The following is a 16,648-nucleotide window of genomic DNA, read 5'->3' as shown; positions in this document are numbered from 1 at the left end:
CGCGGCACTGATTCCGTCAAGTTACGGATCGTGGGCGACGTCTTCGCCCGGGGCGTCGTAGCCAATGCTGCGGTTGGTCATAAGCATCCGGATCGAGGTCAAGGGGATGCCGAACCTGCTGGCCCGCTCCCGGACCTCGGCCAGCAAGGGCGCCTCGTACTCGTCCGGGGCGTGGAGATCCTTTGCGGTTGGCGGCCAGGAAGGCCACGAAGCCGGGGCCGCGCAAGCGGAGGTGTCCTTGGTCGATGACCCAGCGCCACGCACCCCCGGCCTCACCACCTCCGGCTCAGCCACCATGCATACGTGCGCCTTCCACGCCTGGATCACGCTGCGCATCAGGCGCTGAAGGTTGGGTGTCTCCGTGACCTCTGTACGCAGCAGCGTTTTTGGGTCCACCAGCGGGCGGATGCGGCGCCAGAAAGCCTCATCCGTGAGCTCCGGAGAAGTGTGGAGCAGGCTCAGCGAGGTCGCGTCGAGGGAAGACTGGTGAGGCACATCGGCCGGGAACTCGGACAACGAGCGGCAGCTGCCTTGCCACCTGGCTGCCATCAACGTGGACATGCGGCACGACACCTCAGGCACGGTGTGCCGGGAGACTTCTGAGAGAGCAAGGCGAGTGGGGTCGGTTTGCCCCTCGCGGGCTGCTTCCACGCCCGAGCTGACCATGTGCAGGAAGCGCTCGACCTGGCGCTCCCCCATGATGCCGCGACCGCCTTCGACGATCGCGTCGGACGCGAGAGCGGTCGGCGTCCTCGTCCGGGTGTGGGCGGGCAATGCCCCAAGCCCGGAGGGATCAAGCACGAGGGTGTGCTGCGCCTCGGCAACGGATTCCAACTGGTCTCGTGCCGGCCCGGACCCGAGGTGGGCAAGTGGCACTATTTGCCAGCAGCGTCTGGAAGGGCACGGTAGGCAAGATCCTTGACAGCGTCAGGCATTAGCAAGGGGTGACGGTAACTGGGGGTTTCTCTCTCGGCCAGCTGAGTCGGACCGCCGACGACCCATCGCCGGTCGACGCTTCTGTTCGGAAGCACCGAACCGCGCTCGTTGATTCTCACCGGGCCCCGTACGAGGTGGGATCCGACTGGAGGGCCACGGCGGACTCCGCCCGGGCAGCCGACTGAGAGATCATCGGATCATGACCACATCCAGCTCCAACCCGCCCATCCGCGTTCTGATCGCAGACGATCAACCAATGGTCCGCACTGGCTTCCGGTTCTTCCTGGATGCCCAGCCGGACATCACGGTGGTCGCCGAAGCGACCGACGGCGAGGAGGCTGTGGCGCTGGCCCGGAAACTCCGCCCTGACGTGAGTCTCCTGGACATTCGGATGCCTCGGCTCGACGGTCTGGCAGCCACCAGGCTGCTGGCCGGGCCGGACGTGGCCGACCCGCTCCGAGTGGTTGTGGTCACCACCTTCGACCTCGACGAGTACGTCTACGGCGCGCTGCGCGGCGGCGCGTGCGGATTCCTCCTCAAGGACTCCGGGCCCGCCCTCCTCGCGGAGGCCGTCCGCGCCGCCGCAGCCGGTGACTCACTGGTCTCGCCCTCGGTCACGGTCCGCCTGCTCAAGCACCTCACTCATCAGTCCGAGCCGGCCTCAAGGCCGTTCGACTCAAAGGCCGTCGAACCGCTCACCGATCGCGAGCTCGACGTGGTGCGGCTGGTGGCCGTCGGCCGCACCAACGCCGAGATCGCCGCCGAACTGTACGTTTCGCTGTCCACAGTGAAGACGCATCTGTCCAGCGTCCAGCTGAAACTGTCGGCCCGGAACCGTGTGGAAATCGCCGCATGGGCGTGGCGCAACGGCCAGGCTTGAGAGCCGGTGTCGAGTCGGCGCCGACTTCTGGCCTCCTTGGCGGCGCAACCAGCGAATGACATACGAGCACCGGATCGGCCGGTGGCGGCGGGCTGTGACCGAATGCGGCCAGCCAGCGTGCGAAGCCGAAAGGCACTGCACACGCTGGTACGCGCCGCAGACGTGGCCGTCGAAGCCTCCCGGCCGCGGGCCCTGGTCCGGTTCGGCCTGGACGCGGCGGCCGAGGTGGAGCGAGGCTGCACCTGGGTGTCGATCACCGCCTACGCACGGTCCGTGGACCGGGTGGGCTTCGGCGACGACGTGGCCGCAGCCGGCGGCCTGCTGGCCTTCGACGGCGATCGAGCGCCGGTCTTCTACGGAGACGCGATCACCGACCCGCTCACCGGCCTGATGGCCGCCGCACTGGCGATGTCCGAACCCGAGAGCGGTCACGGAGTGCTCTGGAAGGTGGCCATGGCCGATGTGGTGGCGGCGACGGTGCACGGGCACACGACGCCCACAGCACCTGTGACGCTTTCCGGCGACGGCGACGGCGACGGCCGGCAGGTGGGCACCGGTGAGGACCTGGTCCCGGTGGCGGCACCGATGGCCCGCAGACCCGCTGGTGCCGCGTGCGATGCCTCCGACGGCACGGCGTCAGTCCGCCGTGTGTCGGCCCTGCCGTCCCCTTCCGCGTGGCCACCGATGCGGCCGTCCTCGAGGTTGCGGGTTGCACCCAACTCCCAGCGGTCGCCCAGGGCGACGGCTTCGGCCTCGTCGGTCTGCAGGAGCGGGTGACCGCGCTGGGCGGCCGATTGGACGCCGGGCCGCGGGACGGCGTGGGGTGGCAGGTGCGGACGGTGTTTCCGGCGCGGAGATCCTGAAGAAGGCCGCCGCCACCTGGCAGCCCTCCGTCCCCGCCACTGCCACCGGTCAGCGCCGACGGAGCAAGCCCGACCGGCGTCGCGACCGCCGAAAGGGCGAATGGACGGACCGCCTGAGTCGAGCCGCCGCCGTCCAGGTCGCAGCAAGCCGCTGCGGATCCACACACGGCTCGATGTGCCCGCCTGGTACACGCCGCAGGGCGCGCGATACGGCCGGGCAAGTACCTGTTCCGGAAGCGTATGGAGCGGCTTCGGCGGATGCCGGCCACAGGGTCAGTCTTTCGGTCGAGGGGCGCGCCGGATCCATGGCCGTTCGGCCGAGGCGCCGCCGACCTCGCTGATCGGAGAGTAAGGCACGACACAGTCGGCTCTCCTGCCCGCAACGGCCGTACCCGAGAAGGAAGCAGCATGCCCCGTACCACCCGCATAGCCGCCCTGGCCGCCGCCGGGGTGCTCGCCGCCCTCGCCCTGCCTGTGGCAGAAGGCGCCACCACATCCACCGCCCCGTCGACGACCGCCGACCACACCGCCCGTCTGGACCGGTACTACAGCCAGCACCCGGCATGGCACCGGTGCGACGCCGACGACCCCGCCACCTACCAATGCGCCACCATCACCGTCCCCCTCGACTACGCGCACCCCAGCGGCCGGACCTTGCGCCTGCGGATCTCGCGGATACGCACCAGCACGCCGGGCAAACGGCACGGCGTCCTCCTGTCCAACCCCGGCGGCCCCGGCGACCAGGGCCTCGCGGACCCCGTGCAACTCAAGGACGCACTGGCCAAGACCATCCTCCAACGCTACGACCTGATCGGCTTCGACCCACGCGGCCTGGGCGCCAGCAGCCCGCTGCACTGCGGTCTGACGCGGATCGAGACGGACTCCACAGAGCCCTACCGCCCCTACCGCGCCACCACCTTCGCCAAGGACACCGCGCGCGCCCGTGACATCGCCGCCAAATGCACCACCCGCAACGGAAGCCGGCTGCTGCCGTACATCAACACCCGCAACACCGCACGGGACATGGACGTCATCCGCGGCATCCTGGGCGAGAGGAAGCTCTCCTACATCGGCTGGTCCTACGGCACCTATCTCGGCGCCGTCTACACCCAGCTCTTCCCCCATCGCAGCGACCGGATGGTCCTCGACAGCGCGGTGGACCCGAACCGGTTCGGTAGAGGAACAGTCCTGGCCATGGCTGCCGGAGCCGAACCCGCCTTCGAGGACTGGAGCCAGCTCGTCGCCCGCCGCGACCATACCTACCACCTCGGCGACACACCCGCCAAGGTCCGCGCCGGCTTCTGGGAACTCGTCGCGCGGGCCGACCGCACACCGCTGCTGTACGAGGGCGACGACCTCGACCACCAGGGCCGGTCCCTCAACGGCGCCGACATCCGCTCCTGGATGCGATGGTCCTTCGCCGCCGAGCCCTACCGGGCCGCCCGCGACATCGTCACCCTCCGCACATCCCACCCCGCCGACCAGTCCGCCCGCCCGGACACCAGCCCCGCCGACCCGGCCAACGACAACGCCGTCGGCCTCAACTGGGCCATCACCTGCGCCGACAACACCGCGTCCTGGCCCCGCGACCCGGCCCGCTACCGGCGGGACGCCCACCGCGAGAAGGCCCGCCACCCGATCTACGGCGACTTCGCCGCCAACATCACCCCCTGCGCGTTCTGGCCCCGCGGCGCCGAACCCGCCACCCGCGTCGACAACACGGCCGCCGCCCTCGTCATACAGAACCAGTGGGACCCCCAGACCCCCCTCTCCAGCGGCCGTGCCATGCACCGCGCCCTGCACGGCTCGCGTCTGGTGTACATCCACGGCGGCCGCGGCCACACCGTCTACGCCCTCCCCGGCGCCCCCGCCTGCGTCACCCGCACAGTCGACGCCTACCTCACCGACGGACACCTGCCGAAGGCTGACCTCACCTGCAACTCCTGAGATCGGGCGCGGTTGAGCCTGCTGCACCGCTGGATCGAACACAACGGCGTACTGGATGCCGCCCGCTACCTCGCCGTCACCCTGATCGCCTGCACCCCACCGAAGTCCAGCATCCTCACCGGCACAATTCGCGGACTACGGCGTGCAGTTGGTACTGCAGGTGGAATTCGGATCCGAACAGGCCAGTTGCGCCCTCATCACCGTCTTCCCGAACGGAGCGACAACCGCCCCCGGGGCACAGGGCTCACGTAGGACCAGGATCCAGTACCGTCGATCCGTTGCCATGGCGCATCGGGGCAGGTGGGGTGCGCGTCGGCGGCGAGCCGCAGCGCATAAGCCGCCGGACCGGTTCGGGAGACGAGCCCGACTGACCGCCGTACCGTGGCCGGCCGCGTGGCGGCCCGAATGGCTCACACCGAGGGTGCGCACACGCTGATCTCATCTCGACGGGACTGCTGTTGGCGAGGAACCGGCCGACCCGGGAGGCTCGCAGAGCACCGGAGAACACCTGTGGCACTCTGCGAGCAGACCCCGTTCAGACCACGCATGTCGGCTCAGCGCGCGCTGATGACGTGGAGGATGGTGGCCGCGTCTTTGTTGAACGTCTCGATCTCGTCATCGGTGAACGCACAGATCTCGTGGTAGCCGAGCCCGACCACCGCGACTACCCGTGTGCCGTCGTCCGGACCGAAGGCAGGAAGTGTGAGAGAACCCCTCGACCCGGCGGCACGGCCCGCCTTGACGGCGACGCCCGTGGGGTCGTTCTGGAAGTCGTCGATGGCGACGGCTTCCCGGCGCTGCAGGGCGGTTCCGGCCATCCCCTTGCCGAAGGGGATGACGGAGGTGCCGCTCTGCACCGCGGGCGGCAGGTTGTGCGCCGCCACGAGGGCGATCTCGCCGTCTCCCGCGAGTCCGGCGAGGTGAACGGAGCCGAGGAAGCCGCCCTGCCGCTCCACGAAGGCGGCGAGCCAGGCGGCGATGTCGGGACGGGCGTTTCGTATCACCGTCTCATTGAGGGGGTGGACATCTGTGCTCCTTGATGACGGACAGAGTGGCCGAACGCAGGGGGCGGCCGGCGGGAGGTCAGATGCCTGCCAGTCGCAGGAGCAGTGCCTTCACTTCGGTGGCCGCGTAGGCGTCCTGCTTCAACTCCGGTACGTGGCAGAGGAGTACGGGGCTGTGGTCGGGGTCATCGGGCAGGCGGCCATGGCTGCCGCTCACGCCGGAGGGGTCCAGTGGGACGGTGCGGATGCGGTAGCGGAAGCCGGCCTTCTTGCGCACCACCGCGCCGACGGCGCGGAGCTTCACCGCCGGGACCGTGTCGTCGAATGGCAGCTCGGCCGGGTCGTAGCCGGGTTTGCGATGGGTCTCGACCTGGCGGGCGAAGTCGGGGGCGCGGGCGTCGTCGAGCCAGTAGTACGTGAATCAGGCGTCGGGGTCGGCGATCACGACGAGTTCACCCGAGCGCTCGTGGTCGAGTCCGTGGGCCGTCTTGCCGTCCGCGTCCAGGACCTGTGCCACGCCGTCGAGTTCACTGAGGAGCCCCGCGGCCTGGTTGATGTCGTCCGGGTCCTTCACGTACACGTGGGCGATCTGATCGTCGGCGACGGCGAAGGCGCGGGAGGTCCAGGGGGCGAGGGCCCCAGCGACCGACCACCCCGGACCGGGGACGCCCCCGGCCGCCTCAGCCGTGCATGGCGGGGTCTCGGCTTGCTGCAGGAGCCCGCCGTATGGTGACCTCTGGTGAAGCCGGAGCCCCTGAGCTTCTGTAGAGACCGAGGCCCACCGGGCGAGCGGGCGCCACGGGCGGCTGCGATCCCGGAGTCGAGGCTGTCCCCGGAGAAACCCCGGCCGTACCGGCCTGGCCTCCGCCCAGCGCCCGGTCGCCGTGCGTGAGGGGATACCTGCCTGATCCGAGAGGAGTGAGGGTGGCGGTGCGCCGGGCGTCGGCTGGGTTCGCGCTGAGCCCCGCGAACGTCGCGCCGCAGGTCGTGATCGGCGGCGCCACGGACACCCGGGCACCATCTGCTGGAGTGCTAAGCGTCCAAGGAAAGCGGCTCCAGACCCAGCGCCGCCCAGATGGTTTTGCCTGTGCCGGTCTGGCGCGTGCCCCAGCTGCGGCTGAGCTGGGTCACGAGGAGTATGCCGCGCCCGCCCTCGTCGTACGTACGGGCGCGGCGCAGGTGCGGAGCGGTGTTGCTGGTGTCGGAAACCTCGCAGATCAGCTGACGGTCCCGGAGGAGGCGCAGCCGGATGGGTGGTGAGGCGTGCCTGATCGCGTTGGTGACCAGTTCGCTCACCACCAGCTCGGCGGCGAAGGACAACTCTTGCAGGTCCCAGACATCGAGCTGGTCGGCGACGAGCTTCCGGGCCCCGGCCACCGCCGAGGGATCCGGCGGTATGTCCCACGTGACCACGAGGTGCGGATCGAAGGCCCGGCTGCGGGCGACGAGGAGGGCGATGTCGTCGACGGGGCGCTCCGGCGGCACCGTCGCGAGCACAGCGTCGCAGACGTCTTCCAGCGATGCCGCCGGGTGAGAGAGCGCCCTCCGCAGCCGTTCGATGCCCAGATCCATGTCCTGTTCATGCGACTCGACGAGTCCGTCCGTGTACAGGACGAGGAGGCTGCCTTCCGGGAGGAACACCTCGGTCGTCTCGAAGGGAACCCCGCCGAGGCCCAGCGGGGGGCCGGGCAGCACATCCAGAAAGTCGACATTCCCCATCGTGCTCACGACGGCGGGTGCCGGATGGCCGGCACTGGCGAGGGCGCAGGTACGGGAGACCGGGTCGTAGACGGCGTACAGACATGTGGCGCCGAGGCCACCTGCCATTTCGGTCGCCTGGTCGGGAGGCGCGGTGCCGTCGGGGAGCGCCTCCTCGGACAGCCGGATGACCAGGTCGTCCAGATGAGTGAGGAGTTCGTCCGGGGGCAGGTCGATATCGGCGAGAGTCCGAACCGCGGTCCTCAGCCGCCCCATGATCGCCGAGGCCTGGACCCCGTGTCCTACGACATCGCCGACGACCAACGCGACTCGGGCACCGGAGAGAGGGATCAGATCGAACCAGTCGCCGCCCACGCCGGCCACATTGTCCGAGGGCAGGTAACGGTAGGTGGCCTCGACCGCCACCTGGGGCGGCAGGCGCCGGGGGAGCAGAGTGCGCTGGAGGGTCAGGGCCGTCTCCCGTTCGCGTGTGTACCGGCGAGCGTTGTCGATACAGACCGCTGCCCGGGCTGTGATCTCCTCCGCGAGGAGCAGGTCACCTTCGGCAAATGGCTCAGGTCTCTGATGACGGAGGAAGACCGCCACCCCCAGTGTGTGGCCGCGAGCTCGCAGCGGTACAGCCATGGCCGTATGAATGCCGTAGGTCCGGATGCTGGCCTGACGGCCGGCGTGTCCGACCGACCAGCCCGCCGCCTGCGGATCGAGTTCGGCGTGGAGTACGGCCTGCCCACTGGCCAGGCATTCCGCCGTCGGAGAGCCCGGACCCCAGACATCCACCTCCCCGGGACGGAGCACCGCCTCAACCACTCCCGGCAGTACCGACTGCTGCGCGATGCGACGGAGCCGGAAAGCCCCTACCGCGTCCGGCCTCAACAAGACTTGCTCGATCGGCGCCTGCTCAGCGTGCTCGAGATCGGGGAGCAGATCGACCGTGACGAAGTCGGCGAAGTCGGGAACAGCCACATCAGCGAGCTCCTGGGCCGAGCGGACGACGTCCAACGTGCTGCCGATACGTGCACTTGCGTCGTTGAGCAGTTGCAGCCGTTTGTGAGCCCAGTACTGTTCGGTCCTGTCATGGACAGACAGCCCTACGCCCCGGACGATGCCGCCAGCATCCTTGAGGGGGTAGACGGACAACGACCATGCCTGCTTGCGAAGCTCACCTGCGACCTGAACCTGGACATCGACATGCTGCGGCCGGCCGGATTCCAGCACCCACGCCATGCAACGCTCAACTCGTTCGAACTCCTCGTGAAGCATGAGCTCGGAGTGCAGGAGGCCACGCATCTCGCCCTCGGAGAGGCCGATGGCGCGCTCGGCGAAATGGTTGGCATTGACCAGTCGAAGGCGGGTGTCGTACGTCTCCATCGAGCAGCAGGACGCCTGGTAGAAGCTCCACCTGACAAGTTCCCCGGTCTCAGGAGCGAAGGCACCGACGATCCGCGCGGACAGGATCACCCAGTACGAGGCGCCGTCGTCGTCCGTCTGGTGATGCGCGAGCAGACGAACGTTCTCCACGTGGCCGTCCCGGTGACGCAGCCGGGCCGTCCCGACCCACCGGCGAAGGGACGGCAACTGCCGCAGCGCCTCGTCAGGGACCGGCGCGTCGACCAGGTCGGCGGCCGGCGTGCCGACGACCTCCGCAGCGGCGTAGCCGAGGAGCCGGCGGGCGCCCTCGTTCCATTCGGCGATCATGGCGTGCTCGTCGACGACGGCCATGGCTGTCTGCGCCGTCTCGGATCCCCCGACCGGCCCGCTCGGCGTCTGGGCTCCGTCGGCGCGGATTCGTTTCACGACCACCTCGCCTCCACGCCCTCAGGTTCTTTCCCCCTTCACCCATATTGCGGGGCTGGTGCCGATGGACGCGAGGCCAGGCGACGTTGCCGAGTGCGATCCCGGTACCCGCGCGGCAGCGGCACTTCCGCTGCCGGCTCGGAGGGTGGGTCACCCATTCGCGAAATGTGACCAATCACCACGTCTGGCCACCAGCGTGCTTGCTCTTGCCCTAGGTGTGCTGTCCGGCCGACCCCACCGGGCCGTGGAACGGGCCACGCCCTAACACGGGTGTCCCTCACCCCCCGGGCCAGTCACGTCCCCTTCTTCGGTCCGGACCGGCCCAGCCGCGGGGAGCAGGCGGCGGAGGAGCGACCGTTCCAGGTCGGCCAAGTGTGATTCGCTGCTGGTATGGGGCAGGGTCCGCCACAGGACGAGTTGGCCGTGCACGGCCGTCCACAGATGGGTGCCCAGGACCTGGGCCTCCGCGCAGCGCTCGGGGGCGACCACCGCCAGGTACGTCTCCACGGCGGCGGCCCACGCCTGGTACACGGTGGCGAGCGGATGGTCAGAGGCGGCCCGGCCCTCCGGCTCGTACTCCAGTCCGAACATGAGCCGGTACCGGCGCGGCTTGTCGACGGCGAACCGTCGGTACGCGACGACGGTGGCCTGTACCCGCTCCCACGGATCCCCACCGCGGGCGGCGACCTCCTCACCCGCCTCGGCCATCTCCGCGGCCAGCCCGCGGTAGGCGTCGGCCAGCACGGTCCAGACCAATTCACGCTTGTCCTTGAAGTGCAGGTAGATGCTGGGGGCGGCGATGCCGACCTCACGCGCGACACCCCGTAGGGACAGCGCGTTCTCCCGTCCGGTCTCCTCCAGGATGCGGGCCGCGGCGTCCAGGATCTCCTGCCGCAGACGCTCCCCCTCCCCCCAGGCGTTGCCGACCCGCCGATTCTGCTCCTGTCTTTCTTCCACGCGCTCCCCTCCCTTTGCCATCCAGCCACCCACCTCCATCGCCTCAATCCATTTTCGGTCAAAACCGCGATGCCGGTAACCACCACCAGTCGCCAGACCACCTAACACTGTTAGTCTATCCAGGTAACCACCTAACATCGTTAGGTGAGTAACGAGAGGAGCACCCATGCCCCCGACTCCGTCCTCCCCCGCGTTCGTCCTCACGCGCCCGAAGGACGCCCCTCTGGACCCGCCGCCGCTGTACACCCAGCTGCGTGAGGAACAGCCCGTCACCCGGGTCTCGCTCTACGACGGCCGGCTCAGCCCCTGGCTGGTGACCCGCTGGGAGGACGCCCGTACCGTGCTGGGCCACCCGGCCTTCAGCACCGCACCGTCCCACCCGAAAGCACCCAACATCAGGGAGGGCCAGACCGAGCCCCTGCGCGGCTTCTTCCAGAACTTCGACGCCCCCGTCCACACGACGTTGCGCCGCACCCTGACCCGGGAGTTCATGATCAAGCGCGTCAACGCGCTCCGCCCGGGCGTCGCCCGCATGACCGACGAACTCCTCACCGCCATGCGCAAGCAGAGCGGCCCGGTCGACCTCGTCGAGCACTTCTCCCTGCCGCTGCCGTCCCTGGTGATCTGCGAACTGCTGGGCGTGCCCTACGAGGACCACGCGTTCTTCCAGCGCGAGTCGGCGATCCTGGTCAACATCACGACCTCTCCGGAGGCGTTCCAACGGGCCTTCGCCAGCCTCGGCGAATACCTGCTGGGCCTCGTGCGGGCCAAGCGCGACACGCCCGGCGACGACGTGGCCACCCGGCTCGCCGCTCAGGTGGACGAGGGCGTCATCACCGACGAGGACGCCGCCGGCCTGGGGGCCTTCCTGCTGTTCGCCGGCCACGAGACGACCGCGAACATGATCGCGCTGAGCACCATCACCCTGCTGCAGAACCCCGACCAGATCCCGTATCTACTGGCCGGACCGGAGCAGGCGGCGGCCGCCGTGGAGGAACTGCTGCGCTACCTCAGCATCGTGCACGTCGGTCTGCGCCGCACGGCCCTGGAGGACGTCACCATCGGCGACGTCACCATCCGCGCGGGCGACGGCGTGATCATCTCCACCAACGTCGCCAACCGCGACCCGGGCGTCTTCAACGACCCGGACGACATCGACCTGGCCCGCGCCAACGCCCGCCAGCACCTCGCCTTCGGCTACGGCATCCACCAGTGCCTCGGCCAGCCCCTGGCCCGAGCCGAACTCCAGATCGCCCTGCCCGAACTCTTCCGCCGACTCCCCGATCTGAAGATCGCCGTGCCGTTCGAAGAGATCGCGTTCAAACAGGAGACCGGCGTCTACGGCGTAAGCGAACTCCCCGTCACCTGGTGACCGAAACCACCCGATCCCCCCACGAGAAGAACAGGGAAGAACCATCATGCATGTAGAAGTCGACGTCCCCAAGTGTGTCGCCTCGGGCCAGTGCGTACTGCTCGCCCCGGACGTCTTCGACCAGCGCGACGAGGACGGCATGGTCGTCCTCCTCGACCAGACCCCGCCGGCCGAACTCCACGACGCCGTCCGCGAGTCGGCGACCGTGTGCCCGGCCGCCGCCATTCGGCTGGTCGAGTCGTGAACCCCGCCCGCGTCGCCATAGCAGGCGCCTCCGCGGCCGGCCTGGCCGCCGCCGAAACCTTGCGCCGGGAGGGCCACACCGGCACCATCACCCTCATCGGTGGCGAACCGGGAATCCCCTACGACCGGCCGCCCCTGTCCAAGGAGATCCTCTCCGGCGCCTGGGCTCCCGACCGACTCCCCCTGCGCACCCCGGCCGATCTCGACGCCCTCGGTCTGGACGCCCGCTACGGCCACCAGGCCATCGGAGCGGACACCGCGGCCCGGACCGTGCTGCTCGCCGACGGCACTGAAGTACCGTACGACGGCCTGATCGTGGCCACCGGTGTACGCCCCCGGCAGCTCCCCGGCACACCGGCCCACACCCTGCGTACCCTGGACGACGCCCTGGCCCTCAGGGACCGCCTCGGCCCGGGCCGCACCCTGGCCGTCGTCGGCGCCGGATTCCTCGGGGCCGAAGCCGCCGCCATAGCGGTCTCGCTCGGCACCCGCGTCACCCTCCTCGAACCCGCCCCGGTCCCCCTGGCCCACGCGGTCGGCGAGGACATCGGGCGCGTCCTCTCCCAGGCTCACCTGGACCACGGCGTCGACCTGCACACCGGCACCGGCGTGAGTGAGGTGATCCCCACCGGCGTACGGTTGGTGGACGGCAGCCTGATCGAAGCCGAGACGGTACTGGTCGCCGTCGGCTCCCAGCCCAACACCGAATGGCTGACCGGAAGCGGGCTGCGCCTGGACGACGGGCTGGTCTGCGACGAGTACTGCGCCGCCGCCCCCGGTGTCTACGGGGCGGGAGACGTGGCCCGGTGGCACAACCCGCTCTTCGACACGTCGATGCGCATCGAGCACCGCACCAACGCCGCCGAGCAGGGCATGGCCGCCGCCCGCAACCTCCTCGGCGCCCGGCGGTCGTTCGCCCCCGTCCCCTACTTCTGGTCCGACCAGTACGACATGAAGATCCGCGCCTACGGCTACCTGCGCGGCCACGACGAGGTGCGGGTCGTCGAAGGCAGCCTGAAGCAAAGGAAGTTCACCGCCGTCTACCGCACCGGCGACCACCTCACCGGCGTCCTCTCCCTCGGCATGCCGCCCAAGGCCATCCGGCCCTGGCAACGGGCCATCGCCACCCGAGCACCCTGGCACGAGGTGCTTCCGAAAGGAGTGGCGGCATGAGCGACATCACCGGCTTCGAAGGGCGAGGTGTCATCGTCACCAGCGCCGGATCGGGCATCGGACGTGCCGCTGCACTGCGCTTCGCAGGCCACGGTGCGCAGGTCCTCGTCGCCGACATCAACTCCACCCGCGCCGCGACCGTCGTCAAGGAGAGAGAAGCGGACGGCGGTATCGCGCGGGCGGTCGTCGGCGATCTGAGCGACCAGAACACCGTCGACGAGGTGATCACCACCGCGGTCGAGTCCTTCGGCGGCTTCGGCGTACTCGTGAACAACGCCGGAATCATGGACAGCATGACCGCCACGGCCGACGTCGGTGACACGGAGTGGGAACGGGTCATCCGCATCAACCTCACCGCACCGTTCCTGCTGACCCGCGCCACCCTGCCCCACCTGCTGAACGACGGAAGGGGCGCCATCGTCAACACGGCCTCCGAGGCCGGTCTGCGCGGCAGCGCCGCACTGCCTGCACCGTCTCCAAGCATGGTCTCGTCGGACTGACCAAGTCGACCGCGGTCATGTACCGGGAAGGGTCGAATCCGGGGATCAGAGGGGGTTACTGAGTCCGCCGCGCGGCGGCCGCGTCGATGACGCCTCAGCGACGGTAGTCGGTGCTGCGTCAACCGTTGCCGATCAACTGCCGCCAAGGGCGAAGGCGATGATCCCCGTGACGACCGGGGCGGCATCGACGCCGGAGTCCCTGCGCGCGGGTGGGGGTGGCGATCACCTCGGGGCGCGGCCCCTCCAGGGCAGGGGGGGCCACCGGGCGAATCCACCTCCCCGGGCGTGGGGTCACATGGCCAGGGTCAGGGTGACGGCCGCAGCGACGGAAAGCAGGCAGAACACCATGGGAGCGATGGCGTTCGCGCGGGTGTCAGGGTTGGCGAAGTCGCCGGCTCTGCCGTGGAAGACGGCCGCGCCGACCGTCAGGACGGCGAAGCCGGTGGCCGCGGCGATACCCAGGGGCTGCCAGAAGAGGCCGACGACCAGGCCGGCGGCGGCAATCTCGGCCAGCCCGATCAGGCGGACCGCCCCGGGGCTCAGTCCCATGTGCGACTGGAGGGTGTCGATGCTCGCCCCCTTGAGCCTGACCTTGGGCACCCCGGCGGAGATCGTTATCAGGGTCAGCAGCACGCTGAGGATGGCTGCGGTGACGTACATGGGTTCAGTCCTTCCAGCTCGGTCGAAGCCCGGCAGGCGGCCACGCCGACGACCACACGAGAAACTTTCTTTCGAAAGAAAATATAAGTTTGCTACCGAAAGAAAGCAAGCGCTACTGTGATTCGCATGGGACCCAGTGACGAAGCCGCACCCTTCACCGAGGAGGAAGAGGCCTTCCTGGCGGCTCTGCAGCCGGCCGTCATGGCCATGACGCAGGCATTCGACAAGGCGATGCGCACTCAGGGCCTGACCCGGACCGAGTACTTCGTTCTCTTGGCGCTGAGTAAAGCCCCCGACCACACCATGAAACTCGGCGACCTGGCCGGCCTGTGTCACGTCTCGCCCCCGGTGCTCGGGCGCACCGTCCAGGCCCTGGCCGCCGAGGGGCTGCTCCTGCGTGAACAGGCACGACACGATGCCCGGTCGTTCAACGCCGTTCTCACCGACACCGGGCGCACCCGCTTGGAACAGGCACTGCCGGTCTACGTCGCCACGTTGCGCCGACTGGTCCTGGATCATCTGCATCGCGAAGACCTCGACGTGGGCAAACTTGCCGCCGCCTGGCAGCGTATGGCGGAGACGGCCTGACGTGACACAGCCCCGTTCGGGAGCCGCCACTCAGGACAGGGGTACACGCTCCAGCCAGACAGCAGCGCTCACCGCTCGATCTCATCGGTGAGGCCAGGAGACGACGTCGAAGGGGCCACCGCGGCGCCGTCGATGCGCCACAGGCGCCGATGCAGGTGCCGTGGACAGTGACCTTCTCACGCAGCTTGTGCAGGGGCAGGACGCTGGCACGGGTGCCAGGCAGATGGACGGCTCCAGGGGTTGTCGATGCTGTCGGATCCCCTCACGCCGTGGAGATCTTTTAAGTGCCCAACTCCGCAGCGGCGTCGGCCTGATGGTCACGTTCGCAGTCGATCGGGCTCCTGTATCCGGACACGCCGTGCAGCCGACGGGTGTCGCAGAAGCCGGTGATCCAGGTGGCGATCTTCAGCCGCGCCTTAGTGCGGGTGGTGAAGGTGTGCCGGTGGGCGTACTCGACGCCGAGGGCCACGCCGTAGACGATGTCCGAGGGTGATGGGCTGATGGGACGGGTCGGAGACGAGGATCAGGGACCGGGAAGAGGACCTTCTCCCCCACCACGCCCAGCACCCCGAAGGCGTAGCCGCTGAGGATCGCCAGCACGGTCGAGGCGGTCACCGCCGTGCCCGTGATGATCAGGCTCGACCTCAGGTACTGACCGAAGCCTCCCTGTCGCCACGCCTCGCTGAAGTTCGACCACTGCGGGTGGCCGAGGTCGAGTGTTCTCCCGCTGTCGGGGCTCACCGCGACACCGAGGATCCACACCACCGCCGGCGAGAGCCGCCGCGGCGCGAACCGGTCGGCGACGGCGAGTGGCCTGCGCGTCATGGCATGACGTGCTCGACCTGTGCGCATGCGCGCATCCCGGTGAGCGACGGGTCACTGCCGTGACCGGAGTGCCGCACGCCTCCGTGTGGCACCTCCGACACCGCGGTGCCGTGGGTACGGGGTCATTACGATCCCGGCGCGCAGCGCGGTCCGCGCGCATGGTCCGCTCGTGGCCGCGTGCCCAGGCGCTGACGACGAGCCCCGCGGTACCGCGTTGGCCAGTCTGAAGGCCTCGGACTCGCCGGTGAAAGAACCCGGGGCGTTCCGGCAGCGCTATCCGGTGACGACCTCGGCGTGGTCGGGCAGGGTCTGTAGCAGACGCCGTACGGAGGTGAGCTGGTCTCCGTTGTTGAGCGGGCCGAAGTCGGCGACCGGATCGTCGGGGCCGCCGGGGACCTGCTGAGTCGCCCGCTCGGCTAAAGGCGTCGTGGGTCCGATGGCGCACACCGGGCAGGTGCTCGGAGGCCAGCTGGTCGGTCGGCCAGGAGCGTGGCAGAGGAGGGTGTGGTGTCGGACGGTTCGAGGACGACGGTATTGCCGGCGGCGAGCGCGAGGGCGATCTTCCGCACGGCCGTCATCTGCAGGTAGTTCCGCGGGGCGATCTGCGCGCAGACGCCGATGGGCTCCCGGCGCAGCACCGACGTGCGGCCGGGAGTGCACTCGGCGGCCGCCCCGCCGAGCAGGTTGCGCGCGGCGCCGGCGAAGCAGCGCAGCACGTCGGCGCTCGCGGGCAGTTCGTCGGCAGGGCAGCGGGCGCCGGGACTGCTGGTGTCCGCCGCCTCGGCGCTCGCCAGGACGTCGGCGTGCCGCTCCAGCGCATCGACGACGCGCAGGAGCACGCCCTGGCGAAGATGCGGGATGGTGACCGAGGACGCGGGGCACTCAGGACCCACTCGGCCTTGCGGTACGGCGCCTCCGAGGAGGCAGTGGGACGTTTTCCCGTCTTGGAGGCCTCGGCGTTCGCATCCTTCGCCCCCTCGTTGCGGGCTGCCTTGACGCCCTCCCGCTTTTCCTGCGATTCAGCGGAGTCGTCGTTCCGGCGCTACCCGCCGACCCGTATGAGCCCATGTCTGCCGACACCGACCGATGAGTCGTCGGAAACTGAACGGTTTCATGCGTGGACTCTCGTCGGAGTGGTCAGCGCGCGCAGCGCCGGGGCCTGCCCAGCATTCAAACCGGCCTTGGCA

14 protein-coding genes and 2 pseudogenes are annotated in these 16,648 nt (G+C 69.4%); 8 read left to right on the top strand and 8 right to left on the bottom strand.

Annotation, left to right across the window (positions count from 1 at the left end; translation table 11 throughout):
• Nucleotides 1-21: 21 nt before the first annotated feature.
• Nucleotides 22-834 (bottom strand): hypothetical protein, encoded by an 813-nt coding sequence (locus ACIRR9_RS19200; protein WP_403753029.1) that lies wholly within the window; start codon nt 832-834, stop codon nt 22-24.
• Nucleotides 835-1,135: 301 nt separating this feature from the next.
• Here ACIRR9_RS19200 and ACIRR9_RS19195 point away from each other — a divergent pair, with 301 nt between their 5' ends.
• The 3 genes from ACIRR9_RS19195 to ACIRR9_RS19185 all read left to right on the top strand — a co-directional run bounded on the left by ACIRR9_RS19195 (nt 1,136) and on the right by ACIRR9_RS19185 (nt 4,626).
• Nucleotides 1,136-1,816 (top strand): response regulator, encoded by a 681-nt coding sequence (locus tag ACIRR9_RS19195; protein ID WP_403753026.1) that lies wholly within the window; start codon nt 1,136-1,138, stop codon nt 1,814-1,816.
• Between the two features lie 117 nt (nt 1,817-1,933).
• The gene (locus ACIRR9_RS19190; RefSeq protein ID WP_403753023.1) at nt 1,934-2,593 is read left to right on the top strand and encodes a CoA transferase; all 660 of its coding nucleotides are present in this window, start codon (nt 1,934-1,936) and stop codon (nt 2,591-2,593) included.
• A 494-nt stretch (nt 2,594-3,087) separates the two neighbouring features.
• Nucleotides 3,088-4,626: an alpha/beta hydrolase gene (locus tag ACIRR9_RS19185; protein ID WP_403753020.1), complete on the top strand. Its 1,539-nt coding sequence runs from the start codon at nt 3,088-3,090 to the stop codon at nt 4,624-4,626.
• A gap of 554 nt (nt 4,627-5,180) precedes the next feature.
• Here ACIRR9_RS19185 and ACIRR9_RS19180 read toward each other — a convergent pair.
• From ACIRR9_RS19180 to ACIRR9_RS19165, 4 genes and pseudogenes are all read right to left on the bottom strand, one after another.
• Entirely contained in the window at nt 5,181-5,630 is a 450-nt protein-coding gene (locus ACIRR9_RS19180) for a GAF domain-containing protein (RefSeq protein ID WP_403753017.1), read from the bottom strand.
• A gap of 79 nt (nt 5,631-5,709) precedes the next feature.
• Nucleotides 5,710-6,264, bottom strand: a pseudogene (locus tag ACIRR9_RS19175) (alkaline phosphatase family protein); the annotation flags it as partial.
• 398 nt (nt 6,265-6,662) lie between these two features.
• Complete coding sequence (locus tag ACIRR9_RS19170) at nt 6,663-9,143, bottom strand: SpoIIE family protein phosphatase (RefSeq protein ID WP_403753015.1); 2,481 nt, start codon at nt 9,141-9,143, stop codon at nt 6,663-6,665.
• 261 nt (nt 9,144-9,404) lie between these two features.
• Nucleotides 9,405-10,100, bottom strand: a complete 696-nt coding sequence (locus ACIRR9_RS19165; RefSeq protein ID WP_403753013.1) for a TetR/AcrR family transcriptional regulator — start codon at nt 10,098-10,100, stop codon at nt 9,405-9,407.
• Nucleotides 10,101-10,266: 166 nt separating this feature from the next.
• On the opposite strand from ACIRR9_RS19165, the gene ACIRR9_RS19160 reads away from it, so the two are divergent.
• From ACIRR9_RS19160 to ACIRR9_RS19145, 4 genes and pseudogenes are all read left to right on the top strand, one after another.
• Nucleotides 10,267-11,472, top strand: a complete 1,206-nt coding sequence (locus ACIRR9_RS19160; RefSeq protein ID WP_403753011.1) for a cytochrome P450 — start codon at nt 10,267-10,269, stop codon at nt 11,470-11,472.
• Nucleotides 11,473-11,518: 46 nt separating this feature from the next.
• Nucleotides 11,519-11,716, top strand: a complete 198-nt coding sequence (locus ACIRR9_RS19155; protein ID WP_403753009.1) for a ferredoxin — start codon at nt 11,519-11,521, stop codon at nt 11,714-11,716.
• A complete protein-coding gene (locus tag ACIRR9_RS19150; protein ID WP_403753007.1) occupies nt 11,713-12,888 on the top strand; it encodes an NAD(P)/FAD-dependent oxidoreductase in 1,176 nt (391 codons plus the stop codon). The genes ACIRR9_RS19155 and ACIRR9_RS19150 overlap by 4 nt, the downstream gene beginning before the upstream one ends.
• Nucleotides 12,885-13,417 (top strand): annotated as a pseudogene (locus ACIRR9_RS19145) (SDR family NAD(P)-dependent oxidoreductase); the annotation flags it as partial. The gene ACIRR9_RS19150 and the pseudogene ACIRR9_RS19145, both read left to right, overlap by 4 nt.
• A gap of 262 nt (nt 13,418-13,679) precedes the next feature.
• Here the strand turns inward: ACIRR9_RS19145 and ACIRR9_RS19140 are convergent.
• Complete coding sequence (locus ACIRR9_RS19140) at nt 13,680-14,048, bottom strand: DoxX family protein (RefSeq protein ID WP_403753005.1); 369 nt, start codon at nt 14,046-14,048, stop codon at nt 13,680-13,682.
• A 126-nt stretch (nt 14,049-14,174) separates the two neighbouring features.
• Between ACIRR9_RS19140 and ACIRR9_RS19135 the strand changes: the two genes are divergently transcribed.
• Nucleotides 14,175-14,636 carry a MarR family winged helix-turn-helix transcriptional regulator gene (locus ACIRR9_RS19135; RefSeq protein ID WP_403753002.1) on the top strand — a complete coding sequence of 154 codons (462 nt, stop codon included), beginning with the start codon at nt 14,175-14,177 and terminating at the stop codon, nt 14,634-14,636.
• Nucleotides 14,637-14,916: 280 nt separating this feature from the next.
• Here ACIRR9_RS19135 and ACIRR9_RS19130 read toward each other — a convergent pair whose 3' ends face one another.
• Nucleotides 14,917-15,105, bottom strand: coding sequence for a hypothetical protein (locus tag ACIRR9_RS19130; protein WP_403752999.1), 189 nt, complete (start codon nt 15,103-15,105; stop codon nt 14,917-14,919).
• A gap of 772 nt (nt 15,106-15,877) precedes the next feature.
• On the bottom strand, nt 15,878-16,354 hold the full coding sequence (locus tag ACIRR9_RS19125) for an aldehyde dehydrogenase family protein (protein ID WP_403752996.1): 477 nt from the start codon (nt 16,352-16,354) through the stop codon (nt 15,878-15,880).
• Nucleotides 16,355-16,648 lie beyond the last annotated feature (294 nt).

The sequence above is a fragment of the Streptomyces sp. NPDC101234 genome, from assembly GCF_044767525.1.
In the GTDB taxonomy this organism is placed as follows: domain Bacteria; phylum Actinomycetota; class Actinomycetes; order Streptomycetales; family Streptomycetaceae; genus Streptomyces; species Streptomyces sasae.
This window is presented reverse-complemented; position numbering and strand designations above follow the sequence as displayed.